Origin of the sequence: Idiomarina baltica OS145, from assembly GCF_000152885.1 — a bacterium.
In the GTDB taxonomy this organism is placed as follows: domain Bacteria; phylum Pseudomonadota; class Gammaproteobacteria; order Enterobacterales; family Alteromonadaceae; genus Idiomarina; species Idiomarina baltica.
Map to the genome: position 1 here is coordinate 122,335 of NZ_CH672408.1, position 26,123 is coordinate 148,457.

25 protein-coding genes, 3 tRNA genes and 1 other annotated feature are annotated in these 26,123 nt (G+C 48.4%); of the genes, 17 read left to right on the forward strand and 11 right to left on the reverse strand.

Features of this window, described 5'->3' with window-relative positions:
• Nucleotides 1–13 precede the first annotated feature (13 nt).
• Complete coding sequence (locus tag OS145_RS11175) at nucleotides 14–904, forward strand: TIGR01777 family oxidoreductase (protein ID WP_006956554.1); 891 nt, start codon at nucleotides 14–16, stop codon at nucleotides 902–904.
• On the opposite strand, the gene OS145_RS11180 is transcribed toward OS145_RS11175, so the two are convergent.
• The 10 genes from OS145_RS11180 to OS145_RS11225 all read right to left on the reverse strand — a co-directional run bounded on the left by OS145_RS11180 (nucleotide 861) and on the right by OS145_RS11225 (nucleotide 11,065).
• Nucleotides 861–1,733, reverse strand: a complete 873-nt coding sequence (locus OS145_RS11180; RefSeq protein ID WP_006956555.1) for an alpha/beta hydrolase family protein — start codon at nucleotides 1,731–1,733, stop codon at nucleotides 861–863. The two genes, OS145_RS11175 and OS145_RS11180, sit on opposite strands and share 44 nt — an antisense overlap.
• A gap of 6 nt (nucleotides 1,734–1,739) precedes the next feature.
• A complete protein-coding gene (locus OS145_RS11185; protein WP_006956556.1) occupies nucleotides 1,740–2,039 on the reverse strand; it encodes a YciI family protein in 300 nt (99 codons plus the stop codon).
• A 3-nt stretch (nucleotides 2,040–2,042) separates the two neighbouring features.
• Nucleotides 2,043–2,585: an inner membrane-spanning protein YciB gene (locus OS145_RS11190; protein WP_006956557.1), complete on the reverse strand. Its 543-nt coding sequence runs from the start codon at nucleotides 2,583–2,585 to the stop codon at nucleotides 2,043–2,045.
• 11 nt (nucleotides 2,586–2,596) lie between these two features.
• A complete protein-coding gene (gene trpA, locus OS145_RS11195) occupies nucleotides 2,597–3,400 on the reverse strand; it encodes a tryptophan synthase subunit alpha (RefSeq protein ID WP_006956558.1) in 804 nt (267 codons plus the stop codon).
• An 11-nt stretch (nucleotides 3,401–3,411) separates the two neighbouring features.
• Nucleotides 3,412–4,608, reverse strand: a complete 1,197-nt coding sequence (gene trpB, locus OS145_RS11200) for a tryptophan synthase subunit beta (RefSeq protein WP_006956559.1) — start codon at nucleotides 4,606–4,608, stop codon at nucleotides 3,412–3,414.
• Complete coding sequence (trpCF, locus tag OS145_RS11205; RefSeq protein ID WP_006956560.1) at nucleotides 4,605–6,041, reverse strand: bifunctional indole-3-glycerol-phosphate synthase TrpC/phosphoribosylanthranilate isomerase TrpF; 1,437 nt, start codon at nucleotides 6,039–6,041, stop codon at nucleotides 4,605–4,607. The genes trpB and trpCF overlap by 4 nt, the downstream gene beginning before the upstream one ends.
• Complete coding sequence (trpD, locus tag OS145_RS11210) at nucleotides 6,031–7,047, reverse strand: anthranilate phosphoribosyltransferase (RefSeq protein ID WP_006956561.1); 1,017 nt, start codon at nucleotides 7,045–7,047, stop codon at nucleotides 6,031–6,033. The genes trpCF and trpD overlap by 11 nt, the downstream gene beginning before the upstream one ends.
• Nucleotides 7,040–7,669, reverse strand: a complete 630-nt coding sequence (locus tag OS145_RS11215) for an anthranilate synthase component II (RefSeq protein WP_006956562.1) — start codon at nucleotides 7,667–7,669, stop codon at nucleotides 7,040–7,042. Before OS145_RS11215 ends, trpD begins: the two co-directional genes overlap by 8 nt.
• Nucleotides 7,666–9,264 (reverse strand): anthranilate synthase component 1, encoded by a 1,599-nt coding sequence (locus tag OS145_RS11220; protein WP_006956563.1) that lies wholly within the window; start codon nucleotides 9,262–9,264, stop codon nucleotides 7,666–7,668. Before OS145_RS11220 ends, OS145_RS11215 begins: the two co-directional genes overlap by 4 nt.
• A 33-nt stretch (nucleotides 9,265–9,297) precedes the next feature.
• Nucleotides 9,298–9,400: a sequence feature (Trp leader region), on the reverse strand.
• 111 nt (nucleotides 9,401–9,511) lie between these two features.
• Entirely contained in the window at nucleotides 9,512–11,065 is a 1,554-nt protein-coding gene (locus OS145_RS11225; protein ID WP_006956565.1) for a S10 family peptidase, read from the reverse strand.
• 173 nt (nucleotides 11,066–11,238) lie between these two features.
• On the opposite strand from OS145_RS11225, the gene OS145_RS11230 reads away from it, so the two are divergent.
• The 7 genes from OS145_RS11230 to OS145_RS11260 are packed head-to-tail and all read left to right on the forward strand — an operon-like array spanning nucleotide 11,239 to nucleotide 17,980.
• Complete coding sequence (locus OS145_RS11230) at nucleotides 11,239–13,269, forward strand: NADPH-dependent 2,4-dienoyl-CoA reductase (protein WP_006956566.1); 2,031 nt, start codon at nucleotides 11,239–11,241, stop codon at nucleotides 13,267–13,269.
• Nucleotide 13,270: 1 nt separating this feature from the next.
• A complete protein-coding gene (locus tag OS145_RS11235) occupies nucleotides 13,271–14,086 on the forward strand; it encodes a PHP domain-containing protein (protein ID WP_040488133.1) in 816 nt (271 codons plus the stop codon).
• Nucleotides 14,087–14,112: 26 nt separating this feature from the next.
• On the forward strand, nucleotides 14,113–14,736 hold the full coding sequence (locus OS145_RS11240; RefSeq protein ID WP_006956574.1) for an L-threonylcarbamoyladenylate synthase: 624 nt from the start codon (nucleotides 14,113–14,115) through the stop codon (nucleotides 14,734–14,736).
• Between the two features lie 18 nt (nucleotides 14,737–14,754).
• The gene (locus OS145_RS11245) at nucleotides 14,755–15,579 is read left to right on the forward strand and encodes a segregation and condensation protein A (RefSeq protein WP_006956575.1); all 825 of its coding nucleotides are present in this window, start codon (nucleotides 14,755–14,757) and stop codon (nucleotides 15,577–15,579) included.
• A complete protein-coding gene (scpB, locus tag OS145_RS11250) occupies nucleotides 15,548–16,114 on the forward strand; it encodes an SMC-Scp complex subunit ScpB (protein ID WP_006956576.1) in 567 nt (188 codons plus the stop codon). Before OS145_RS11245 ends, scpB begins: the two co-directional genes overlap by 32 nt.
• Nucleotides 16,107–16,982, forward strand: a complete 876-nt coding sequence (gene rluB / locus OS145_RS11255; RefSeq protein WP_006956577.1) for a 23S rRNA pseudouridine(2605) synthase RluB — start codon at nucleotides 16,107–16,109, stop codon at nucleotides 16,980–16,982. Before scpB ends, rluB begins: the two co-directional genes overlap by 8 nt.
• 8 nt (nucleotides 16,983–16,990) lie before the next feature.
• On the forward strand, nucleotides 16,991–17,980 hold the full coding sequence (locus OS145_RS11260; RefSeq protein WP_040488135.1) for an agmatine deiminase family protein: 990 nt from the start codon (nucleotides 16,991–16,993) through the stop codon (nucleotides 17,978–17,980).
• Here the strand turns inward: OS145_RS11260 and OS145_RS11265 are convergent.
• Nucleotides 17,973–18,677 (reverse strand): SIMPL domain-containing protein, encoded by a 705-nt coding sequence (locus OS145_RS11265; protein ID WP_006956582.1) that lies wholly within the window; start codon nucleotides 18,675–18,677, stop codon nucleotides 17,973–17,975. The two genes, OS145_RS11260 and OS145_RS11265, sit on opposite strands and share 8 nt — an antisense overlap.
• Nucleotides 18,678–18,723: 46 nt before the next feature.
• On the opposite strand from OS145_RS11265, the gene OS145_RS11270 reads away from it, so the two are divergent.
• From OS145_RS11270 to OS145_RS11310, 9 genes are all read left to right on the forward strand, one after another.
• Complete coding sequence (locus OS145_RS11270; RefSeq protein WP_006956590.1) at nucleotides 18,724–19,191, forward strand: regulatory protein RecX; 468 nt, start codon at nucleotides 18,724–18,726, stop codon at nucleotides 19,189–19,191.
• Between the two features lie 73 nt (nucleotides 19,192–19,264).
• The gene (gene alaS, locus OS145_RS11275) at nucleotides 19,265–21,868 is read left to right on the forward strand and encodes an alanine--tRNA ligase (protein WP_006956591.1); all 2,604 of its coding nucleotides are present in this window, start codon (nucleotides 19,265–19,267) and stop codon (nucleotides 21,866–21,868) included.
• A gap of 132 nt (nucleotides 21,869–22,000) precedes the next feature.
• Nucleotides 22,001–22,192: a carbon storage regulator CsrA gene (gene csrA, locus OS145_RS11280; RefSeq protein ID WP_006956592.1), complete on the forward strand. Its 192-nt coding sequence runs from the start codon at nucleotides 22,001–22,003 to the stop codon at nucleotides 22,190–22,192.
• A gap of 178 nt (nucleotides 22,193–22,370) precedes the next feature.
• A tRNA-Ser gene (locus OS145_RS11285) sits at nucleotides 22,371–22,463 on the forward strand.
• 29 nt (nucleotides 22,464–22,492) lie between these two features.
• Nucleotides 22,493–22,569, forward strand: a tRNA-Arg gene (locus OS145_RS11290).
• A gap of 29 nt (nucleotides 22,570–22,598) precedes the next feature.
• Nucleotides 22,599–22,675, forward strand: a tRNA-Arg gene (locus OS145_RS11295).
• Nucleotides 22,676–22,900: 225 nt separating this feature from the next.
• Nucleotides 22,901–23,146 carry an OadG family protein gene (locus OS145_RS11300; RefSeq protein WP_006956593.1) on the forward strand — a complete coding sequence of 82 codons (246 nt, stop codon included), beginning with the start codon at nucleotides 22,901–22,903 and terminating at the stop codon, nucleotides 23,144–23,146.
• A gap of 24 nt (nucleotides 23,147–23,170) precedes the next feature.
• Complete coding sequence (oadA, locus tag OS145_RS11305; protein WP_006956595.1) at nucleotides 23,171–24,973, forward strand: sodium-extruding oxaloacetate decarboxylase subunit alpha; 1,803 nt, start codon at nucleotides 23,171–23,173, stop codon at nucleotides 24,971–24,973.
• Nucleotides 24,974–24,976: 3 nt separating this feature from the next.
• A complete protein-coding gene (locus OS145_RS11310; RefSeq protein WP_006956596.1) occupies nucleotides 24,977–26,104 on the forward strand; it encodes a sodium ion-translocating decarboxylase subunit beta in 1,128 nt (375 codons plus the stop codon).
• Nucleotides 26,105–26,123 lie beyond the last annotated feature (19 nt).

Below are 26,123 nucleotides of genomic sequence, written 5' to 3' on the forward strand. Positions count from 1 at the left end.
TGGGAGGCGAAGTATGAATATTCTTATAACTGGTGGCTCTGGGCTTATCGGCTCGCGCTTTATTCGCTACTTCAGCCAACAACATTCATTTACGGTGACGACGCGCTCAGTAGAGCGCGTCAAGCAGCAATTTCGAGGTTGTAATGTCGATGTTGTGGGTGAACTGCCAACTGCTGAGGCGCTCGCTTCGTTTGATGCGGTGATTAACCTGCAAGGCGCTGGAATTGCCGATAAGCGCTGGTCGGCCGAGCGTAAACAGCAATTGCAGAATAGTCGCTGGCAAGTCACTGAAGAGCTAGTGCAGCGAATACGCGCTTGCCCAGCGCCACCTATCTTGCTCAGTGGTTCTGCAATTGGTGTCTATGGTCCGCGAAACAGCGAGCCGGTGGACGAATCCGCTACGGCGAACCGACACGACTTTGCCGTCGAACTTTGCGAGCAATGGGAGTCCATTGCGCTACAAGTCAAGGAGCACACGCGTGTCGTATGTTTACGCACTGGCGTCGTACTCGATAGTAGCCAAGGTGCATTGCCACGCATGTCGCTGCCCTATAAATTCGGTTTAGGTGGTCCGATGGGCTCCGGGGAACAAATGATGTCGTGGATTCACATTGAGGATATGATCCGTGCGATAGAATTTATTCTGCAGGACGACAGTATTTCCGGACCCGTTAACTTGACGGCACCTAATCCAACGACGAATAAACAGTTTAGCCAAACCTTAGCGAAAACGTTGCATCGACCCCATGTGTTATTCGTTCCAGCGTTTGCTTTGAAACTAATGTTGGGAGAAATGGCTTCGATGTTATTGGAAGGGCAAGCGGTCGTGCCGAAAAAGCTCGAGCAAGCGGGTTTTAACTTTAATTTTCCTCAGTTACAAGACGCGCTGTCTGATCTGCTTTAATGGCAGGTAACAACGCTTTTTGCCAAAGCGTCTGCTGGTGCGTCGGTTTAAAGATATTAAAGTGTCCGATGCGGCGACCTGCTTGTTGAGGAGTCAAATGAGTGAGCTTTTGTTGTGTATTAGGGTAACGTTGTAAAAGTGCACGAACGTTATCCTCTACCAACAACTCATCATCACTAATAGCGAAGGCATGATACGATTGGGTTAAACGTTGATAGCCTTTGAGTTGTGCCGTCGATAAATGATCAAATAAATAATTGCGGCTGCGACACCAACGGCTCCATTGACGCATTGCCTGCGCTGGCATGTCACCCACCATGTTGAGCCGCTTACCTGGAAAATAACCCGCAATCGGTGTCGCAAGTGGTATCGCCAAATACCACAACAGCCAAGATGTGCGTCTGACTTGAGAGCTGGCTTGTCGCCAGTACCCGGTTCCGGAAGCCACCGTGACTATCCTATCAATACGCTCGGGGTGAGGAATTAATCCCAAAAGTTGACCGCCTAAACTATGGCCCAGCCAAATTAACTCGGCGCTGGGGAGCTGCTCCTGTGCCCAAGTGAGCACGTTATCAAGGTCTAAGGTCGCCCAATCGATAATATCGGTCTCAATTTTACTGAGCGGCTTATCTATAGAGTCGCCAATGCCGTAATAATCGAAACACGTCACGGCAATACCCTGTTCTGCCAACCACTGCGCAAATCGATGATAAAACCGTTGTTTTACGCCAAGGGCTGGCGCAATCACAACATGTTGTTGCGCCCCTGCGGCAGGGAAATAATTAATTGCTAATGCGCGGTTAGCATATTTGAGTCGTGTGGATTGCATACAGAGTTAGGGGAGTACCGGATTGAACGGTTTAACCTGCGCTGAACGGTAGACGCCCGCATCCCAGTATGGGTCAGCGTGTGCCCACTGTTCGGCTTGTTCAAGGGTGTCGAATTCAGCGATTACGACTGAGCCTGTGAAACCCATGATGCCCGGATCCTTTTCGGCGATCGCAGGGCAGGGGCCTGCGACAAGTAAACGTCCTTGCTCTTTTAATGCCTCTAAGCGTTTAATATGCGCTGGACGCGCTTGCTTGCGCTTGGCGAGTGAATCGTCATGATCTTCTGCAAAAATCACAAACCACATGGCTTATTTATCTCCTTCCATGTCCTCAGCGTGTCGGTAGATATACATTCCCGTAGCAACGACAAGCACCAACGAAATGCCAATAATGCCAAAGACTTTAAAATTAACCCAAGCATCTTGTGACATATACTGAGCAACATAAACATTCACAGCGGCGATAGCCAAACACGTAATAACCCAAGCATATGTGAGTCGGTTCCAAGCGCTATCTGGCATTTTTATGTCTGCATCAAATAGGCTTTTTAGTGGACTGGTTTTTTTTATCCAAAGTGTGCCAGCTAACAATGCGGCAATCAGCACATAAATAATGGATACTTTGATTTTAACAAACCAATCATCGTGTAGAAAAACGGTGATGCCGCCAAAAACCAGCACGGCACCTAACACGATCCAATGACGCGTAGTAATAGGTTGCTTAAGCAGCTTAAGACCGACTAACTGTACAATCGTTAATCCCATTAAAGCCCAGGTTGCCGCGAAAATATCGACCATCTGATAAACAACAAAAAAGACAACTAATGGTAAATACTCTAATACCAGCGCCATGGATACTCCTACTACGATGTGGCTGACTTCATCGACTCAACAAATTGCCCAAGTTGATCGAGCATTTGTGCTGTATTGTCGAGGTTTTTTTCGATAATAGCAACGACTGCGGAACCACTGATAGCGCCCTGAGCGCCCGCCTTAATCGTGGCTGTTACATGTTCAGGTTGAGAGATACCAAAACCCAGCATAATCGGAGCTGAGCCGGCTGAACGCAGTTGTGAAATGAGTTTCTCGGCCGGCACCTGCATTTGTGTCTCTGTTCCCGTAACCCCAGAGCGACTAAGCAAGTAAACATAGCCTTGGCTTTGTTTAGCGATCGCCTCGATCAACGAATCTGAAGCATCCGGCGGACAAATAAACACGGGCGCTACTTGACGATCGATAGCCGGTTGAGAAAAGCGAATTGCCTCTTTGGTTGGTAAATCGGCGACAAGCACCGAGTCGACGCCGACAGCGGCCATTTTTTCATAAAAGGTATCGATACCTTTGGCAAAAATCAGGTTTGCGTAAACCAACAAGCCAATCGGGATTTCTGGAGCGTACGCTCGCACTTGCTCTAGAATCGATAAGCAGTCTTCAAACCGCGTACCTCCCTCAAGCGCGCGAACGTTAGCGCGCTGGATTACAGGACCATCGGCGACCGGGTCAGAAAATGGAAGACCCAGCTCCAATGCATCGGCGCCCGCATCTATCAATCGCTTAATCACCTCAACGCTGACCTCAGGAGTCGGGTCGCCCAGCGTCACAAAAGGCACAAAAGCACCTTGATGTTGCTTGTCTAGGTTTGCAAATAGTTGTTCATAACGACTCATGTGTGGACACCCTATGATTGTTCTTGAGCATTGAAAATACGACGGACGTGATCGATATCTTTGTCACCACGACCCGATAAATTGACCAATAGAATTTCTGGAGCATCAGGCTCAGCTGCGCGTTTTAGCGCATAGGCGAGCGCATGTGCAGATTCCAACGCGGGTATAATGCCCTCATGGCGGGAAAGCAGTTGAAATGCCGCCAATGCCTCATCATCTGTAACCGACTCATAACGTGCACGACCAATGGCCTTTAAGTGCGCGTGTTGTGGTCCTACGCCCGGGTAATCCAAACCCGCTGAGACCGAGTAGGATTCTTCCACTTGCCCTTCGTCGGTTTGCATCAAGTAGGTCAAACAGCCGTGCAAGATACCAGGACTTCCCGCAGTAAGTGTAGCTCCGTGGTGTTGCGTATCGACGCCTTTACCTGCGGGTTCAACGCCCACGAGAGCTACATTAGGTTCGTCGATAAAATCAGTGAACATGCCAATGGCATTCGAACCGCCCCCGACACAGGCAATAACCTCGTCGGGTAAACGACCCGCTTGCTCAATGATTTGCTGCTTGGCTTCCTCGCCAATCATTTTGTGGAACTCACGCACAATTGTTGGGAAGGGGTGAGCTCCGGCTGCTGTACCGAGCAAGTAATGAGTGGTTGGGTAGCTAGCCGTCCAGTCACGTAATGCTTCGTTCACCGCGTCTTTTAATGTACCGCTACCGGTATCGACAGGCACTACTTTAGCGCCCATCAACTCCATACGAAATACATTGGGCTGCTGACGTTCGACGTCTTTTTTGCCCATGTAAATAATGCATTCGAGGTCGAGCAATGCACAGGCGAGTGCGGTCGCTGTACCGTGCTGCCCCGCGCCGGTCTCAGCGATAATCCGTGTTTTACCCATACGCTTGGCAAGTAATGCTTGTCCGAGTACCTGGTTAGTTTTATGCGCACCACCGTGTAACAAATCTTCACGTTTGAGATATATTTTTGTGCCGTTAGGGCTTTCAAGTGGCAAGTTACGACACAGTGATAAAGGCGTCGGTCGGCCTAAATAATTTTTCAGTAACCCACGAAACTCCTGTTGGAACGCCTCATCTTGTTGCGCATCGATAAAGGCTTTTTCTAGCTGCTCGAGCGCAGGTAGAAGGATTTCAGGTACGAACTGACCACCAAAATCACCAAAATAAGCTGAAAGTGATTGGCTCATGCTGCGGCCTCCTGTGACTGATTTGAGTTTGCATTGGCACCGTAGTGGCGAATGCGTTTAAAAAGAGAAGAAATTAACCGTGCGCCTTTGATGCCTGCTTGCCACTCTAATTTAGAGCTTGCATCGACACCACTGAAGCCTTGTTCAATTGCGTCGCAAACATTATCGGGACTAATGCCACCAGCGAGGAGACAACGTCCTCGTTCATCGGTATCTAATTCGTTCAGTAACTGCCAATCAAAGGTTTTGCCGGTACCCCCTTGACCATGATCGAGTACAAAGCGGTCAACTGAGTGACGCAATGGATGTTCATTGAGTCTGAATGGTGCGTCAACGGTGACCGCTTTCCAAATCTGTACGTGTGCGATACCGGCTTGCTTAAAGCGGTTCTTGAGTTCAACGGTAAAGTCGATATCTTCATGTCCGTGCAATTGAACTGCGTGTAAACCCAGTTCGAAAGCTGTATTAACAACAAAGGATAGCGGCTGGTCGGCAAATACGCCGACATACTGAAGACCCTGAACTTGACGGATAATCGCCTCGGCCTGGCTTGGTTCAATGCATCGAGGTGAACGCTCGGCAAAGATGAGTCCGCCAAATACCGCACCGGCTGCATGAGCGTTTAAGGCGTCCTCCGCTCGAGTTAGTCCACAGACTTTGTTTTCACCATACAATAACTTACGGCAAGCCAGGTCGACATCGTTTTCAGCACTTAATGCACTTCCGACTAAAAAGCCATTTACGACATCACTGCAGCGGCGAATATCTTTGTGTTGGCTAAAGCCCGACTCAGCAACAAGTAAGGCACCCTCGGGAGCATAAGGTGCGAGCTCATGACTGCGATTCGGGTTGATGCTGAGGTCGGTCAAATCACGGTGATTAATACCAATAATGCGCGCACCTAACTGCGCGGCGCGACGCATCTCAGTCTCATTGGCGACTTCCGTCAGTACATCTAAACCTAAATTGTCCGCGATTGCGTGTAGATGTTGATACTGCACATCATCGAGTACCGATAACATGAGTAGGATCGCATCAGCGCCAAAGTAGCGTGCTCGATAAACTTGCTGTTCATCAATAAAGAAATCCTTGCATAATATCGGTAGGTTAACCTGTTGACTGACAGCCGCAAGGTATTCATAGCTGCCTTGAAAATACTCAGGTTCAGTTAATACCGAAATCGCGGCAGCATAGGGTTGGTAGGTTTTTGCCAACTCCACTGGATTAAAATGGGGGCGAATAAGTCCCTTGGAAGGGGACGCTTTTTTGCACTCTAAAATAAAGCCCGCTTGAGGCTGGTTCAACGCATCGTACAAACTACGCTCACTGCGCGATAGCGCGTGTTTGTCACTCGGCATCGGGTAGTGTTGCTCCTGCTGCTCGTTCTGCACTCGTTTGCGGGCAATAATTTCAGTCAGAATATTACTCGACATAGATGCCTCCTTGTACCGCTTGAATCGCCTCTAAGTGTGTCATGGCTGCGCCGCTCGCAAGATGCTCAAGCACTGCCTGGGCCGCTTGTTTGTAGTCTGAAAACTTATCCGCCATCACTAGCAATGGTGCTGTGTTTATTGCAATGGCATGGTTTTGAGCGCGGGAACCTTGCCCTGCTAAGATACGTTTTAATACCGTGGCATTAAAATCGGCATCGCCGCCTTTTAGCTCGCTCAGTGGTGCTTCATTCAAGCCAAAGTCACTGACCGACAGTGTGTATTGTTCAAGTTGGTTATCACGTAACTCAACAACTTCCGTCGTGCCGTGTAAAGCAAACTCGTCAACGCCAGAGCCATGTACGACCATAGCTCGCTCAGTGCCAAGACGCTGTAAGGTTTCGGCCATCGGTTGTAGCCAAATTGGACTATACACGCCTAATAACTGAATGTTGGGCCGTGCTGGATTCACTAGCGGACCGATAAGGTTAAAAAGGGTACGCGTTTTCAGAGTTTGGCGCACGGGCATCGCATGTTTGATACCGGGATGATAATGCGGCGCAAATAAAAAGCAAAAGCCGTGATCAGCTAACTGCTTTGAAGCCTCGCGCGGATCGAGATCAACGCGCAGACCCAAAGACTCTAATACATCGGCTGATCCTGAGCGCGATGATACGCTGCGATTACCGTGCTTTGCCATGGGTAACCCCATTGAAGAGGCAACTAACGCCGATGTGGTCGATAGATTAATACTGTTGGATCCATCACCACCGGTACCGCAACTGTCCGCAAGTATACCGTTGGTGCTGGTCAGAGGCTTGCTCACATCGAGCACAGCGCGCGCTGCACCGGCCAATTCCGCTGGCGTTTCACCGCGTAATTTCATGGCGACCAATGCGGCACTGATTTGTGCATCATTGAGCTCACCTTTTACCAGGTGACGAAATAGCTTTTGACTCTCGTCCTGGGACAGAGGTCGACCTTCAAGCAGGGTGGTGATCTCATTCATGACTGTGTCCTTGACTAAACTGTGTAAAAAGGTAGTGAACCGCATCCTGCAACATAAGTTTGCCGGTCGGTGTTAATAAAGATTCAGGGTGAAATTGAAAGCCCACAGCATTCAACTCGGTAAACTCCGCCGCCATCGGAATCATTCCGTTGACGCTTTGGCATTCGCCGATTACGTTAATGGTCGCTGGTAAGTCGTAAATACTGAGCGAATGATAACGACCGATGACGCAATGATTTTGTTGCGGTTGGCTCGCGAACAGTGGGTGAGAGCGAAACAACATTTGTGCGGTTTTGCCATGCACGACCTCGCCACAGCGGTCGACTCGGGCGCCGCTTTTTTCAGCCAGAGCTTGAAAACCTAAACAGATACCGAGCATCGGATACCGTTTTTGGCATGCGTCGATCATGTCCATCAAGTTTCCCGCCTGCGAAGGGTTACCTGGACCGGGCGATAGACATACGACTTGTGGACCTGAGTAACTATCGAGTTCACGTAATAGGCGTTCGGCACTGATCGTGTTGCGATACACTTTTAGTTCATAACCGAGTTGGCTGAGCTCATCAACTAAGTTATAAGAGAACGAGTCAAGATTATCGATGAGCGTAATACGACCTTTCATGAGCGCTCTCCTTGTGCATTTGCTGTTTGCACTGCGGCGATTACGGCGCGTGCTTTGTTTTCTGTTTCATCAACTTCCGCCTGCGGATCAGAATCGTGTACCACCCCTGCACCGGCTTGAACCACCGCACGACCGCCACTCACGAAGGCGGAGCGTATAACGATGCAAGTATCCATATCACCATTACCAGCTAGGTAACCCACAGCACCGCCGTAGCTACCACGGCCTTGTTGTTCGACTTGTCGAATTAACCGTGCCGCACTGACTTTGGGAGCACCAATCAATGTGCCCATATTCATACAGGCGCGGTAAGCGTGAAGCGCATCGCAGTCTTCACGTAGTTGGCCGACAACACGAGAGACCAAGTGCATTACGTGGGAGTAACGATCAACTTTGAGTAGGTCAGCGACATTGCGTGTACCAGGTTGGCAAATCCGCGCAAGGTCGTTTCGTGCAAGGTCGACTAGCATCAGGTGTTCTGATAATTCTTTTTGATCCATGCGTAACTCGAGTTCTAAACGACTATCGAGATCGTGATCAAGGTTACCGTCCGGCTGTTTGCCGCGAGGCCGGGTGCCTGCAATCGGATAGAGTTCGACCTGATTGCTCGCCGCGGTGTACTTTAAAGCGGACTCAGGTGAAGCGCCGAATAGCGTAAAATCTGGATGACTTAAATAAAACATGTAGGGTGATGGGTTGGTCTGTTTTAATACTGCGTAGCTGGCAAGTGCATCGTGGCACGGTAAACTAAAGCGACGCGAGGGCACCACCTGAAAAATATCGCCATCGAGAATATGTTCTTTCAACTCCGACACATGTTGCTTAAATACCGCTTGTGACGGCGTTGCTGTAATACTCTGGTAGTCTGCGGCTAGCGGTGTGTAATGGGTTTGCTGACGTGGCGGTAATTGACACCGAGCTGCGAGCTCTCCGATGCGCTGACTCATTTGCGCATATGCGTCGGATGACACTTCGGGCGTAAACAAGCTAGCTATTAATTGACTCGACTGGCGTTGATGGTCGACCGCTAGCAGTGTTTCAGACACATAGAACACATAATCAGGCGCACGATTTTCGCCGGTTTCAACTTGTGGTAATTGCTCATAACTCGCGAGTAAGTCGTAGCCAAATGAGCCTGCAAGGAATACCGCAAAATCGTGGCTTGAAGCTGCGTTACGACGCTCTAGCGTGTGTTGGATAAGCCGCAATGGCTCGAAGTTAGAGACCTCTTTAAGGCGACTCATCTCGTCGAGATCACGGTTAGAAACAGGGAATTTGAATTCGCTCGTTGACTCCGAGGTCGCCAGCAAATAATCAGTGAGCTGTTGGTCTAACAGCGCTTTAAGTGGCTTACCGTTATTCGTTAGTGCTTGTACGGTAACGCGCTGGCCGTTGCATTTGAGTTCGAGGGCGGCATCGATGAGTAACAGGCTTTTTAGCGCTTGTTTAGTGCCGATATCGGCTGAATCGAGTAGCACGTGACGACCATGAGGTTGGCAAACCTGTTGGTACACGCTCTGAGTATCGGCTTGATAGGGTAACTCGACCTGAATCGATGTAACCGCTGCTGGCGCTTGTTGAGTGTTTGAATTCATTTAACTACTTCCTTTTGAGACCGCCCAACAAGCATAAAAAAACCCGCTCGTTGAGCGGGTTTTCGAAACTGTACTTATTTACGTATGCGCACAGAACCACCACCCGCTAATTCGGGAAGTGCCACCACCAAGCTTGTAGTGAAAATTGTGCGAGTTGCATCGTAATAATGTCCAATTCGTTTTAGTTTGCTATTCAGTGATTGACAAATTACCGCGCAAAGAGCGCGGTGTCAACACCCAAAATGCATTACTTGTATTGTGCTGGCTGACCTTCTTTTGGAAGCGCGTTCATAATGAACTCACGCAGATCATCATTTGCTTTTTGTAGGTCAGGTCGGCGCAAATACATCATGTGACCACTACGATACCCTTTAAAGCTAATGCGATCTTGCATCAGTTTACTACGGTCTAACTGCCAAGTTGTATACTTCGCATCAAAGTAATTGGTCGCGCCGTCAAAATAGCCCGACTGTACCATCACATTCAGGTAAGGGTTCGCTGCCATCGCTTCACGTAGTTGTTCGCCGGTGTTGTTATTGGTGCGATCCCACGGATGCACAGGACCGAACATATTGTATTTCACATCGGTCTTGTAACCTAACTCTTCGCGTAGATAGTAGTTAATTGCGGGAGTGAACGAGTGTAACCATGAAGTCAGCTCAGCATTGTAGTCAGGACTATCACCTGAACGGCTGCCATCGATACCTAAATAGCGAGAGTCCAGACGACCAATTGTGCGATCGCGGTCTCGTAAGAGTTCTTTCCAGAAATACCAAGTGCTTGGCGCTAAGTTATTACTCAACACGGCTTCTTCTGAAAGGCCAGAGTAGTGTGCCACCTGAGAGGCAATTTGCTCGCGTTGTTGTTGGGTCAGTGAAGCACCTTTTGCTAGCGCGGGTAGATATTCGTTGAGTGTGTATGACTCCGCTTCGTCGAGTACATCTAGCAGATCCTTTTTTTGTAGGTCGCTTGGTAATGCGTCGTGGTACCACGCGGCGGCAGCAAAGTAGGGTAGACGATTCGCCTCTTCAACCGGACCGCTACGCTCAATACCCAATTCAGTCGGAGAGACTAGGACAACACCATTGAGGTACATCCATTGTTGATTTTGTAAAGCGTGAGCCAGACCCGATACACGTGTCGTGCCGTAACTTTCACCAATTAAGAACTTGGGTGAACGCCAGCGGTCATAACGTGAGGTGAAGGTATTCATCCACTCGGCTAAATATTGGATGTCGGAGTTAACTCCGAAAAACATTTTTTGTTGAGCGTCACGTGAGGGCATTTCGCCGTCTTCGTTGGGTAGAACACGCGAGTAACCCGTGTTGACTGGGTTGATAAATACGATGTCAGCGACGTCTAAAATTGAATACGGGTTATCTTCGACACCATATGGTTGTACAGGGTAACCTTCATCACTGATCTTGAGGACTTTAGGACCCGTGTAGGCCAAGTGCATCCACACGGAAGCAGAGCCTGGACCGCCATTGAATGAATAGACGATGGGGCGTTTTTCACGGTTATCGATGTCTTCTCGTTTATAATAGGTATAGAACAACGTGGCGGTTGGTTTACCTTCGTCGTTCCATACCGGTAAGGTGCCGGCCGTTGCCGTATAATCAACAGTTTCGCCACGAATTTCGACACTGTGCTCAGTGGTTTTACTTGATTCAATCGGAATTAAACGCTGGTGCGCTGTCACGTCTTGAGTCTGTGCTTGAGCATCTAATGTCATGACTGAGGCGGTTGTTAATAAAGTCGCAGTTAATGTGCCTACGATAGTTTTTGTTGCTAAAGTCATAACGCTCTCCTTGGAATTTTCCATATCAGACTAGCAGGTTTTTACCCGTAGGGGTCAAAACAAATGCGACCATCGTGCGAACAAACACGACTACTGATAGGCTTGAGCAAATACTTATAAAGGTATAGAGTGAGCTAAAATTAAACGCCCGTTTAAAATAGAGAATAATGAAGATGGTAGCTAACACACAACAGTATCCGACGCTTTTCACGCCGCTTGATCTTGGCTTTACTCAATTAAAAAACCGCGTACTCATGGGTTCAATGCATACGGGACTCGAAGAAGAGAAAAACGGCTTCGAAAAGCTGGCGGCTTTTTACGAGGCTCGTGCTAAGGGCGGTGTCGGCTTGATTGTCACCGGTGGTATTAGTCCAAACTTTAGAGGTCGACTGGCGCCTTTGGGGAGTGAACTGTCAAAGCCGTGGCACGTCGCTAAACATCGCAAAGTTACGCATGCTGTTCATAAGCATGACAGTAAAATTTGCCTGCAGATCTTGCATGCGGGACGTTATAGCTATCACCCGTTCTCTCTTGCTCCGAGTGCAATTAAAGCGCCTATCACGCCTTTTAGCCCCAAAGCGATGAGTGAGCGACAAATCACCAATACCATTAGTCACTACGGGCGTTGTGCCAAGCTGGCTCAGAAAGCAGGGTATGATGGTGTTGAAATTATGGGCTCGGAAGGTTATTTAATTAATCAATTTCTCTGCCCACGCACAAATAAGCGCACGGATGAGTGGGGGGGCGATTTTAACGGACGTAGTCGCTTAGCACTTGCAATCGTTAATCGCGTGCGAGAGCAAGTGGGTAAGGACTTTATTATTATTTTTAGATTGTCCATGCTGGACTTGGTTGAAGACGGTCATACGCTCGACGAGGTGATTGAATTAGGACAAGCGCTTGAGAAAGCCGGAGTGACCATCATCAACACCGGTATTGGCTGGCACGAAGCGCGTGTGCCAACGATTGTGACGTCGGTACCACGGGGCGCGTTTGCATGGATCACTGAGCGTGTGAAGCAGTCACTGTCAGTACCCGTTGTGGCTGTTAACCGTATCAATACGCCTGAAATTGCTGAACATATATTGTCCAGTGGGCAAGCGGATATGGTATCGATGGCACGCCCGCTATTGGCCGATCCCGAACTCGTGATCAAGGCGCAACGTCAACAACCTGAAAAAATAAACACCTGTATTGCGTGCAATCAGGCGTGTCTTGATCATGTGTTCTCGAATAAGCGTGCGTCATGTCTGGTTAATCCACTCGCATGCTACGAAACTGAGTTATTAATGCAGCCAACGCAACAGTCAAAACGGCTCGCGGTGGTTGGAGCAGGTCCTGCGGGGTTAGCGTTTGCTTGCTTCGCCGCTGAGCGTGGGCATGATGTAACACTGTTTGATAAAGCGAGCGACATCGGTGGGCAGTTTAATTACGCGAAGCAAATTCCTGGCAAAGAGGAGTTTTTCGAAACCTTACGTTATTTCGATGAGCGCTTAAAAGACGCGGGGGTGAAACGCGTCTTGGGTGCGGAACAATCGGCTGAAAGTCTCACCGAGGGTGGTTTTGACGAAGTCATCTTGGCCACCGGAGTACTACCTCGCCAAGTTGATATTGAAGGTATCGATCAGCCCCATGTATTGAGTTATTTGGATGTCTTGCGTGATCATAAAGCGGTCGGCCAACGTGTAGCGCTGATTGGTGCAGGCGGTATTGGTTTTGATGTGGCAGAGTATCTGACGACTGAAGAGCAACTGACACTTGATGAATCGGCTTGGAGCGAGCGTTGGGGAATCGATAAATCGTATGAAGCGCGTGGCGGTTTAAAAGAGCAACACCCCGAAGCCAGTCCTCGCGAAGTCTGGTTGCTACAGCGCAAAGAGAGCAAAGTGGGTAAAGGCTTGGGTAAAACGTCGGGCTGGGTACACCGTACTGAACTGAAAAGTAAAAAAGTGCACATGTGGAATGGCGTGACGTACAAGAAAGTGACAGCCGAGGGTTTATTGATTGAGCGCGATGGTAAAGAGCAACTGATTGAAGTGGATAACATTATTATTTGTGCAGGACAGGTTCCGTTACGCGCGTTACAATCTTCGCTAGAGCAAAAGGGCAAACCCGTGCATCTGATTGGCGGCGCTGACGTAGCCGCTGAACTCGATGCGAAACGTGCGATTCGTCAAGGGGCGGAACTCGCAGCAAGGATTTAATTTGATAATCGATTTACATTGCCATAGTACGCATTCTGACGGTAGCCTGACTGTGCCCGAGTTGATTGATCGGGCACACAATAACAGTGTTTCGGTGTTAGCGCTGACTGACCACGACAATATTGACGGCGTGGATGAAGCTCAGCAGTATATTGAGCAAGCGCATTATGATATGACGTTGGTGGCGGGGGTTGAGTTATCCTGTTGGTGGGAAAATTTTGAAATTCACATTGTTGGCTTGAATGTCGACACACGCAGTGAAAGCTTACAGCGGCTGCTGCAAACGCAGCAAAATCGCCGTCGGGAGCGCATCGATTCGATAATCCAAAAGCTTGCCGCCCGTGATATCAATGTTGAGATTGATAGCGACGGTATTCCTACCCGAAAGCATATTGCCGATCAGCTCGTTCAGCACGGTTATGTTGATCAAGTTCAAAAAGCCTTTGATCGATTTATCGGCAAAGGTAATTTTGCTTACGTAAGGCCGCAGTGGTGTTCAATTGGGCATGCGATTAAAGCGATACATGACGCCGGAGGTAGCGCAGTGTTAGCGCACCCACATGCCTATCAACTGTCTAACAAATGGCTGAGAAAGCTCATCGGTGAAGCGAAAACTTGGGGGCTTGATGGTATTGAAGTCAGCATCGGTCAGCAAACTTTAGGTCAGCGCTCAGCTTTAGCTGAATTTGCTAAGGATTTCCAATTAAAGGCTTCGCAAGGCTCTGATTTTCATTATCCTTCGCAGTGGCGTGATTTAGGCAAAAATCTTTGTCTGCCGGATGCTTGTGTGCCAATATGGAATGACTGGTTCAGTTAAAGACCACACTCGGGTATGGAGGGGCTATGAGCCAATATTTTGAAGTACATCCGATGAATCCACAGAAGCGCCTTATCCAGCAAGCCGTCGATATTATTCGTCAAGGTGGTATCGTGGTTTATCCAACGGATTCGGGCTATGCAATTGGCTGTCAAATTGGCGATAAAAAGGCGGTCGACCGTATTTGCCAAATCCGAGACATTGACAAGGAACACAATTTTACCTTGATGTGTCGTGATCTCTCTGAGTTGTCGACCTACGCTCGAGTCGATAACGATGCATTCAGATTGTTGAAAAATAACACGCCTGGACCTTATACCTTTATTCTTAAAGGCACTAAAGAAGTACCTAAGCGGCTATTGAATCCAAAACGTAAAACAATCGGTATCCGCGTGCCTACTAATCGTATTGCACTGGCTTTGTTGGAAGAGCTCAATGAACCTTTAATGTCGACGAGCTTGATTCTCGGTAATAATGAATTGGCGGAATCCGATCCTGAGACAATTCGCGAACAACTCGAGAAGCGTGTCGATCTGATTGTCGATGGCGGCCATAAAGGCGAAGAACCAACGACTGTGGTTGACTTATCTGAGGGCGCCCCCGTGGTCATTCGTGGCGGTTCAGGTGATACTCAGCCGTTTGAATTTTAATGGAGTCATAGCAAGGACGTGGCAGAACAGCAATCCTTACCGCTAGGCTTCGTACGTGGAGAGCCGGTCATTGAAAAGCCGGAAGACCTCTATATTCCACCGGATGCGCTCGAAGTTATCCTTGATGCCTTTTCCGGACCAATGGACTTGCTGTTGTATTTAATTCGTCGACAAAAGTTTGATGTCGTTGATATTCCCGTGTTAACCATCACTCGGCAGTATGTTCACTACGTCGAGATGATGAAAGAGTTGAAATTAGAGTTGGCGGCTGACTATCTTGTAATGGCCGCGATGCTGGCTGAAATAAAAAGTCGACTATTGCTACCTAAACCCCCGCAAGAGGATGATGAAGAAGACGATCCCCGGGCTGAGTTAGTGCGCCGCTTACGTGAGTACGAAGCGATTCGGCACGGTGCCGAGTATATTGATGAACAGCCGCAAATCGGCCGTGATATGTGGTTGTCCGAAGTGAGCAGCAATGCGCGTGATCATGTTACCACAGCGCCACCTGAAGTGAGCCTCGAAGACTTAACATTGGCCTTTAGCCGTATTCTTAACCAAATTAAATTAAATGCGCACCATCATATTCAGCGTGAACAGCTATCGACTCGCGAGCGCATGAGCCAGATCTTGCAGCGATTACAAACGCAACCGTATTTGCGCTTTGGGCAGTTATTTAATAAAAGCGAGGGTCGTGCTGGCGCGGTGGTAAGTTTTTTAGCAATTTTGGAACTTGTGAAGGAATCAATGATAGAATTATCACAAGTAACACCCATGAGCGAAATTCATCTACGCAGAAAAGCCTCTTTTGATGAACAAGAAGCAATTGAAACAACTGATTGAAGCTGCATTGTTTGCGCACCCTCAGCCGCTGTCTGTACAGCGCCTGTATGAGCTGTTTGAGGCGCAAGGTGTATCATTGAATGGGGTGAAAGGCGCCATTAAAAGTTTGCAAGACGACTACCATGACCGTGGCATTGAGTTAGTTAATGTAGCATCTGGCTTTCGTTTTCAGACACGCCCAGAGTTTGGCGAGTTACTCGCTGGCTTGTGGCAAGAGCGGCCTACACGTTATTCGCAAGCCTTGTTAGAAACCTTGGCTCTCATTGCTTATCGGCAGCCAATTACGCGAGGTGAAATTGAGCAGGTGCGGGGTGTTAGCGTAAGTTCGAATATTATTAAAACATTACAAGAGCGACAGTGGATCGCGGTTGTTGGGCAAAAAGAAGTGCCTGGACGACCGCAGCTTTATGGCACCACTGCGCAATTTTTGGATGATTTTAATTTAACAAACTTGTCAGAATTACCATCGATTGATTTTTCTGATGAGACTACCGCTGAGACAGCGATAACTGAGAGAGACGATCTTCATGACTGAGAAGTTACAAAAAGTATTGGCCCGTTCTGGCTATGGTTCACGACGCGAAATTGAGGCGATGATCGGTGCTGGCCGCATCCGTGTGAATGGCAAGGTAGCGCAGGTGGGTGAGCGAATTGATGCCGATGCGTCAGTCCGTATAGACGGTCATGAGGTCGTGATTAAGTCGGAAAACTCAGTTGTCTGCCGTGTTTTGACCTATCACAAGCCAGAAGGCGAATTGTGCACTCGAAAAGATCCCGAAGGTCGGCCAACAGTTTATGAGCGTCTTCCGCGGATGAGTGGAGCACGGTGGGTTGCTGTCGGTCGTTTGGATGTGAATACTTCTGGCCTGCTTCTTTTTACGACGGATGGCGAGCTTGCTAATCGGTTAATGCACCCGAGTCAAGAAGTCGAGCGGGAATACGCCGTACGTATATTCGGTGAGGTGACCGACGCGATGATTAATCGCCTCAAAAAGGGGGTTCAACTCGAGGATGGACTGGCGCACTTCGATACCATCAAAGCGGTCGGCGGCGGTGAAGGCATGAACCGGTGGTACCACGTGACACTTAAAGAAGGTCGGAATCGTGAAGTGAGACGCTTGTGGGAAAGCCAAGAAGTTCAAGTGAGCCGTTTGATTCGAGTGCGTTATGGCGATATCAAGCTTGAGTCAGGCCTCCCCCAAGGTGGATGGAGTGAGCTTGAACTCGATCAGGTTAATGAATTACGCGCAAAGGTGGGATTGCAGCCAGAAGATAAATCCTTCGTTGATCCGCGTCATCAGGAATCTAAGCAGCGTAAGTTCGCAAAAATCCGTAAAGCGACGTCTAAGCGCAAGGACCGCTTACGCGAAGCACAACGTGTAAACAAGAATAAGCGTAAATAAGCAGGCTGATGATGGTTTATTGGCGCCCAGATTTTGCTCCGGGCCAGCAGATTGTGTTGGCTCAGCCCTACCGTCGTGACGTGTGGCGACAGTCTGCGCGCCCTGCGCGTAAATGTATCGAATCGCTCGCGCAGCTGTTACGGCAGTACCACCCTATTTGTTTACTGACTCCGCAGACGGTCTCATACGATGATATTTGGATGCGCGATATTCTGCCGCTTTGGTATCAAGAAGAGTCAGGCGAATGGCGTGGGCTATTGATGGAATTTGACGGTTGGGGGGATGTGCAACAGACCATAGAGCAAGACAGCCAGTTGCCTGAACAGTTATTTGCTGAACAGCTGTATCCAGTATCCAAATTGATTGGCGAGGGGGGCATGCTGACTCATAATGGCCAAGTGGCTTTGATGGGCTTGGCGGCGCTGAAATCAAGACAACCCGAATTGACTGTGAAACAACTGTCACGTCGTGTCGAGAAAAATTTAGCTGGGCTCGAAGTTTACTTTTTTGATGGCAAGCTGAGCGCTGACGAAACGAGTGGGCACATGGATAATCTCGCTTTGTTCATTGCTGATGACGTGCTGTTATATTGTGCAACTGAAGATCCGACTCATCCAGACTTTTTAACTTGCCAAAAGTTAGCAGAGGTTATTGAACAGCTTCCACCGGAAATCACCAAAGTGCCTCTGCCATTACCGAAGCCACAACAACCGCTAGCCCAGGATCGAGCTGGCATTATTAGCGATAGTCAAAGTCTTGTACGCGATCTGAGCTTACCGATTTGTTGTAGCTATACGAATCTCATTGCGACTGACAAGGTGATTGTTGTTCCACAATTTGATCTCAGTACGGACGAACCTGCGTTGGATGTTATTCAACGCTATGCTGGCAATAGGAAAGTGGTTAGCCACCCAGCGCGTGAACTCGTACTGGGTGGGGGTGGACTACACTGCGTTAGTCACCAAGTGCCAGCAGATATTGCTTTACCTGTTATTTGAGCGAGAAAACGACCTCTAGGCGAGCTTCAATTTGCTGCTCGCCGGGCATCGATGGAGACTTGGCGTCCATTCGTGCCTCAGCCATATGGAAAACGACGGGGCGTGGATAAGATTGCTCTGTAATCTCTAACACTGAACCTAATTCGCGTTGTGCGACGCCCGCTAATTGACCTGCTTTGTCACGTGCCGCAGCAAAGGCATCTGCTAGAGCGCGTTGATACAAGTCTTTTTGATTTGATACCTCAAACCGAACCTGACTCACGCGCGTGACACCTTGAGCGAGCGCTAAATCTACGATCTGATCATATTGCTCGATGTCGGGTAGCGTGATAGATATTTCGCGCATGACCACGAAACCGTCTTGTTTAGTTTGCCCGTCGTCATTTTGATACTGGGGATACACCTGCAGCTGGTAAGAACGAATATTGCGCTCCGGGACATCTCGTTTGACAAGATCGCGCAATAGCTTTTCTGTCGTTTGGTCTACTAAACCTTTCATGGCACTCAATTTATCGCCGCGTTGCTCGATGCTAAACTGAAGACTGACTTGATCTGGCACTGCTGACGCGGATGCTGCACCGGTCACTCGAATTTGATCGGCGGTTTTAGTCTGTGCGGTAGCGCCGAATGATACACTGGCGAGTACTGCTATCGCGGTAGCGATGATAATATTCCGTGAAGGAAAAAATGGTTTCATAGAGCTTATCCTTTGCTATTCGGTTGTACGTTGGAGTAAATACAGTTTGAAAAGTTCACATGATGATGAGCAGGTGCTCAGAGAGAAATGTTTTAAACTATTAACTAAGCGAGAGCATAGTCGTTTTGAATTAATTTACAAACTGAGCCAACGCGGCTTTGAACGCCCGCTTGTGGAGCAGGTTGTTGATCGCATGCAAGAAGAGGGCTGGCAAAGCGATGAACGTTTTGCTCAGAGCTTTGCACGAGAAAAAGTCATGCAGCGACAAGGACGAACCAAAATTGTGGCACAGGCAACGCAACAGCGTGGCGTCGATAAAGCACTTATTGAACAAGCTTTGCAACAATTAGAAGTGGACTGGTTTGAGCTATGTCAGCAGGTTTATCTAAGCAAGTTTGGCTCGACACAACCGAGTGATCGCAAAGACTGGGCCAAACGAGCACGATTTTTGATGCAACGCGGCTTTTCGCAAGAACACATCAAATTTGCAATACAAGCGCATGATGATGACTAGTGATCAAAACCTTCACATGGTAATCTAGGGGATCATAAATTATGACAAATGCGTGCAAAAAACAGGGTGTTTAATGAGCATTACAAGCGCTGAAATTCGAGAAAAATTTATTCAGTTTTTTGAGCAAAGAGGTCACCAACGGGTACCCTCCGCCTCAATGATTCCTGCTAATGACCCCACATTATTATTTACTAATGCGGGTATGGTGCCTTTTAAAGATGTGTTCTTAGGTACTGATAAGCGAAACTACACCCGAGCGACCTCTGCACAACGTTGCTTGCGCGCTGGTGGTAAACATAACGACCTTGAGAATGTCGGGTACACGGCTCGTCATCATACCTTTTTCGAAATGCTTGGAAACTTCAGCTTCGGTGACTACTTTAAGACCGAAGCCATTGAATTTGCGTGGCACTTTTTAACCCAAGAGCTACAACTTCCGGCCGAAAAACTGTGGGTCACCGTATTTGAAGAAGATGATGAAGCTTACGATATTTGGGCTAAGCACATCGGTGTGCCGGAGGATCGCATTTCCCGTATAGGCGTTAAAGATAACTTCTGGTCGATGGGGGATACGGGTCCTTGCGGTCCCTGTTCGGAAGTCTTTTATGATCATGGTCCAGAAGTGTGGGGCGGGCCTCCTGGAACGCCTGAAGAGGACGGTGACCGTTATATTGAAATTTGGAACTTGGTCTTCATGCAGTATAACCGCCAAGCGGACGGTACCATGGAGCCGTTACCCAACCCCTCGATCGATACAGGCATGGGATTAGAGCGTATTGCCGCTATTCTGCAAGGTGTGCATAGCAATTATGAAATCGATACGTTCCAAGCACTCATCAAACGCAGTGCCGACATTATTGGCGTCAGTGACTTAAGCAGTAAATCGCTACGTGTTATTGCTGACCATATTCGCTCTTGCTCGTTTCTAATCGCCGATGGTGTCATGCCATCGAACGAGGGAAGAGGTTATGTGCTCCGCCGTATTATCCGTCGAGCAGTCCGTCACGGCAATTTACTGGGTGCTAAACAAACGTTTTTCTACCAGTTGGTCGACGAACTGGTCAAGCTAATGGGTGAAGCCTACCCCGAGTTGGTTGAAAAACGTCATATTATTGAAGACGCATTGAAGCGTGAAGAGCAGCAGTTTGAGAAAACACTTGAACGCGGCTTAGCGATTCTTAATGACGAGATCAAGCAGCTATCGGGCAACACGCTAAATGGTGAAGTGGTGTTCAAGCTCTATGATACGTACGGCTTTCCGATGGACTTAACCGCAGACATCGCGCGCGAGAACGAACTGGTGATTGACGAGGAAGGCTTTAACGCCGCGATGCAAGCGCAGCGTGAGCGTGCCCAGAAGGCGTCACAGTTTGGTGTCGACTATAATGCTCAGGTAAAAGCGACCACGAAGTCAGTTTTTGACGGCTATACTGAAGACAAAGCGCAAACGACTGTAGTTGAGCTATTTCATGAAGGAACAGCGGTTGAATCACTTGAAGCGGGCCAGCAGGGTGTTGTGGTGCTGGCCAACACGCCGTTTTACGCTGAGAGCGGTGGCCAAGTCGGTGATACCGGTGTATTGCTAGCAAATCAAGGTCGCTTTGAGGTCACGGATACGCAATATATTGGTAAAGCGATTGCGCATCATGGTCAGGCGGACTGTACGATAAAACTAGGCGATGCTGTTACGGCAGAAATTGACTCCGAACGACGCGCTAACATTCGTCGTAATCACTCGGCGACTCACCTGTTGCATGCTGCGTTACGAGACATTCTCGGCGACCATGTACAACAGAAGGGCTCGCTTGTTGAGGCTGAGCGCATGCGTTTTGACTTTGCTCATTTTGAGCCGCTTACGAAAGCGCAAATTACCGAGCTTGAGCGTGTCGTTAATGAACAGATTCGCAAGAATGTTCGACTCACAACGCAAGTGATGAATATCGATGAAGCGAAGAAAGCAGGTGCGATGGCGTTGTTTGGTGAAAAGTACGATGACGATGTTCGAGTCGTGCGAATGGGTGAGTTTTCGATGGAGCTGTGTGGCGGCACACATGTGGCTGCAACAGGCGATATTGGGTTATTCCGAATTACTCATGAAACAGGTATTGCGTCTGGAGTTCGTCGCTTAGAAGTCGTTACAGGCGCCGCTGCGTTCGAATTTATGGCGAACCAGCAAGCGATACTCAATCAATTGACGGCTGACTTTAAAACCGACGAAACGGGTTTGCTCGGTAAAGTCGATCAGCTTCAAAGCAAATATCGTGAACTCGAGCGGAAAGCCGAACAATTACAACAGAAACTCGCTCAGCAAGCTGGCGGTGGCTTAGTCCAGCAAGCCGTTGAAATGAACGGTCATAAAGTCATAGTCGCTCAGCTTGAGGATACAGAAGCGAAAGCATTACGTGGTATTGTGGATGACTTAAAGAACCAATTAGGGTCTGGCGTCGTACTATTAGCAACTGCGCAAGGCTCAAAAGTAAGTTTGATAGCGGGCGTAACTAAAGATTTAACATCGATTGTGAAAGCCGGTGATTTAGTTAACCAAGCAGCCAATGTCGTTGGCGGTAAAGGTGGTGGGCGTCCCGATATGGCGCAAGCTGGCGGGTCTAACCCAGAACATTTGAGTGAGGCATTAGCTACGGCTACTAGTTGGTTAGAGCAGTCATTCAAAAAATAACTTGAATTTATTATAGTCAGTATAGTGTAATGAAAAGATAACTTGTTACACTCAAAGGTAGATTTAGCTATTTACGTTCAAGGAACCGTTCTTAATCAAGCTGAACGCGGAACAGTATTTAAGGAGTAGGGTATGTTAATTTTGACTCGCCGTGTAGGCGAAACGCTGATGATAGGAGATGATGTCTCGGTCACAGTGTTAGGTGTTAAAGGTAATCAAGTTCGAATCGGCGTCAACGCACCCAAAGACGTCTCTGTGCATCGAGAAGAAATTTATATGCGGATCCAGTCAGAGACGGATGAGGAGAAGCCGGATAAAGAATAACTTTTCTACTAACTGTTCCGCAGACTTAAAGCCAGCTTAATGCTGGCTTTTTTAGTTTTTGGCTGGTTTTGACTAAAAAACCGTCGAGATGGTTAAATATCCCACGCTTGGTTACAAAAAGGGAAAAAAGCAATTGACATTATTGTCAGTCTCGCTAGAATGCACGCCACAACGTTAGGGAGAGGTGGCCGAGTGGCTGAAGGCGCTCCCCTGCTAAGGGAGTATAGGGTTTGTAGCCCTATCGAGGGTTCGAATCCCTCCCTCTCCGCCATATACTTAACGTTGATTGAAATAATGTTTGCGCTCGTAGCTCAACTGGATAGAGTACCTGGCTACGAACCAGGCGGTTGGAGGTTCGAGTCCTCCCGAGCGCGCCATATTTCAATAACCAAACACTGCATTATACGCGCTCGTAGCTCAACTGGATAGAGTACCTGGCTACGAACCAGGCGGTTGGAGGTTCGAGTCCTCCCGAGCGCGCCATCTCTAAGTATTTCATGTAATCCCGCTAATTAAGTTATCCGCTAGTCGATTTGCTGATTTTTATTTCTTATCCTTTATCCTATTGATTTATAAATAATAATTTTATATTTCCACTCATTTATATTCTGAATAGTCAGTATATGCCCCTTTATCCGCTTGCTAAGCCTGTTAGCATAGTATTTAATATTTTTATAACAATTGTACGGAAATCCGCAAGGAGTAGTCGTGTCTGAGTTATTTATAAATGCTGCGGAAATTATGGCTGTAGGGATGACATCCGTTATCGCCTTTTTATTGCTGTTAATTTTTTGCATGTCGATGATGGCAAAATACCTGCCTAAAGGTGCAACCCATGAACCGACGCCGCGAAGCGCACGTAAGCAATCTAAAGCAGGCAACCAACCTTCTGATGATACTGTGGCAGCCATCTCTGCAGCCGTTCACGCCTACCGTACCCAACGCAAAAAATAACGCGAATAACGAGGAGAATTCCATATGAGCAAGCCCCTTAAGTTAACAGAGCTTGTATTTAGAGACGCCCATCAGTCGTTATTAGCTACGCGGCTCCGGCTCGAGGATATGCTACCTATCGCTGACAAAATCGATAAGATTGGATTTTGGTCGGTAGAGTCGTGGGGCGGTGCCACGTTCGACGCGTGTATTCGTTATTTAGGTGAAGATCCTTGGGAACGCATTCGAAAACTTAAAGAAGCGATGCCCAATACCCGCCAGCAGATGTTATTGCGTGGTCAGAATCTCTTGGGTTATCGCCATTACGCTGATGATGTCGTGCGTCGCTTCGTAGAGCGCGCGCGCGAAAACGGTGTCGACGTGTTCCGTATTTTTGATGCAATGAACGACGTGCGGAATTTGAAGACTGCAATTAAAGCGGCAAAAGACGTGGATGGCCATGCACAAGGAACCATGTCTTACACGGTGTCACCGGTGCACACGTTGGAAAAATGGGTGGAGATGGCACAGGAACTCGAAGACCTTGGCTGTGATTCGTTATGTATCAAAGATATGGCAGGTCTATTGCGTCCCAATGATGCATTCGAACTGGTGTCAGCGTTAAAAGAAAAGACCAATTTACCAATCGCAATGCAGTGTCATGCGACAACCGGTCTTAGTGTCGCGACTTACCAAAAATCCATTGATGCCGGTATTGATATGCTGGATACGGCTATATCGCCGATGAGTATGACCTACGGGCACTCGCCGACAGAAACGCTGGTGGCGATGACGGAAGGCTCTGATCGAGATACCGGTTTATCACTTACTGAGCTTGAGGACATAGCCAGTTATTTCCGTGATGTGCGGAAAAAATATGCTCAATTTGAAGGCTCTCTAAAAGGAGTCGACGCGCGTATCTTATTGGCGCAAGTACCTGGCGGTATGCTCACGAATATGGAAAACCAACTTAAAGAGCAGAACGCGCTGGATAAGTTTGATCAAGTATTAGAAGAGATCCCGAAAGTACGCGAGGATCTGGGCTTCATCCCATTGGTTACGCCCACTTCGCAAATTGTCGGTACGCAAGCGGTGCTCAATGTGCTAGGTAAAGAGCGTTATGCCAATATATCAAAGGAGACTGCGGCGGTATTAAAAGGCGAATACGGAGCCACTGCCGCACCAGTCAACAAGGAGTTGCAACAACGTGTGCTTGAAGGCGGCGAGGCGATTACTTGCCGTCCTGCCGATCAAATTGATGATGAGCTCGAAAAGCTGACTCAAGAGCTGAATGAAAAAGCGAAAGCAGATGGTATTCGGCTGGCAGATAACGTCGTCGATGACGTGCTGACCTATGCTTTATTTCCGCAAATCGGTCTGAAGTTTTTACAGAACCGTGATAATCCCGATGCGTTTGAACCAGCGCCATCCGCGGATGAACCTAAAGCCGCTGAAAAGCCTAAGCAGAGTGCTTCGAGCGCAAGTGCCAGCAGCCCAGCGCAGGGCGGTACCGAGCATTATGATGTAGCGGTCAATGGCAAGACTTACCAAGTATCGGTTAGTGCTGCAGGTGAGCTTGAAGCTGTTCAACCTGCGCCGCAATCCAGCTCCGATGACAACGCTCCGACGGGAGAAGGTACGACTGTCGCTGCGCCTTTGGCCGGTAATATCTTCAAGGTCAATGTCAGTGAGGGCGATGAGGTCAGTGCGGGTGATGTGCTTATCGTCATGGAAGCGATGAAAATGGAAACCGACATCAAAGCCGAGCAGGGTGGTACTGTCAGCAGTGTCCATGTTAAGGAAGGCGATGCCGTGTCGGTCGACGATGAATTGGTAACGCTGGGGTAATCCATGGATAAGCTTACGTTGTTATGGCAAACCACCGGATTATCAGCGATTACCGTAGGGCAAACTGCGATGATTATCGTCGGCGGTATCCTGCTGTTCTTGGCCATTGCTAAAAAGTTTGAGCCGCTGCTGTTATTGCCTATCGGCTTTGGTGCGATATTAGCCAATATCCCTCTTGCTGGTTTTACCGAGGCGGGGGGCGTACTTTACTACGTCTACAAAGTAGGTATTGATACCGGCATGTTCCCGCTCATTATCTTCATGGGGGTGGGGGCTTTGACCGACTTTGGTCCACTGCTTGCTAATCCAAAAATGATGCTACTGGGTGGTGCTGCGCAGTTTGGTATCTTTGCAACTTTGTTCGGTGCGATTGCACTAAACTTTGTGCCTGGCATTGAATTTTCGATGGCCGATGCTGCGGCAATATCCATTATCGGTGGCGCCGATGGACCGACAGCTATTTTCTTGGCATCACGACTCGCGCCCGACTTACTCGGAGCCATTGCTGTTGCGGCGTATTCATATATGGCACTAGTGCCTATTATACAACCGCCGATCATGCGTTTACTCACATCAGAATCCGAACGACAGATTAAGATGAAGCAACTACGGCCGGTCGGACGTCGCGAGAAGATTTTCTTCCCTTTGGCCGTTATTTTATTGACGTTATTATTATTGCCAAGTGCAACACCGTTGGTCGGCATGTTCTGTTTAGGTAATCTGATGCGAGAGTCGGGCGTCGTTGAACGTTTAACAAAGACCACGCAGAACGATCTCATCAACATTGTGACGATTTTCTTGGGCTTAGCAGTTGGATCGAAGTTGCAAGCCGAACAGTTCTTGAGCTTCCAAACATTAGGCATTCTAATACTTGGTGCAATTGCATTTGCGATAGGTACCGCCAGCGGCATTTTAATGGCAAAACTGATGGGGAAATTCAGTAAAGAGCCCATCAACCCATTAATTGGGGCTGCAGGGGTGTCGGCGGTTCCAATGGCTGCCCGCGTTGTCAATAAAGTTGGATTAGACTCAAACCAAAGTAACTTTCTGCTGATGCACGCGATGGGACCTAATGTCGCAGGCGTGTTAGGCTCTGCTGTTGCGGCGGGTATTTTACTTGCATTGGTCTAACGTCTGAGATTGATGTGGC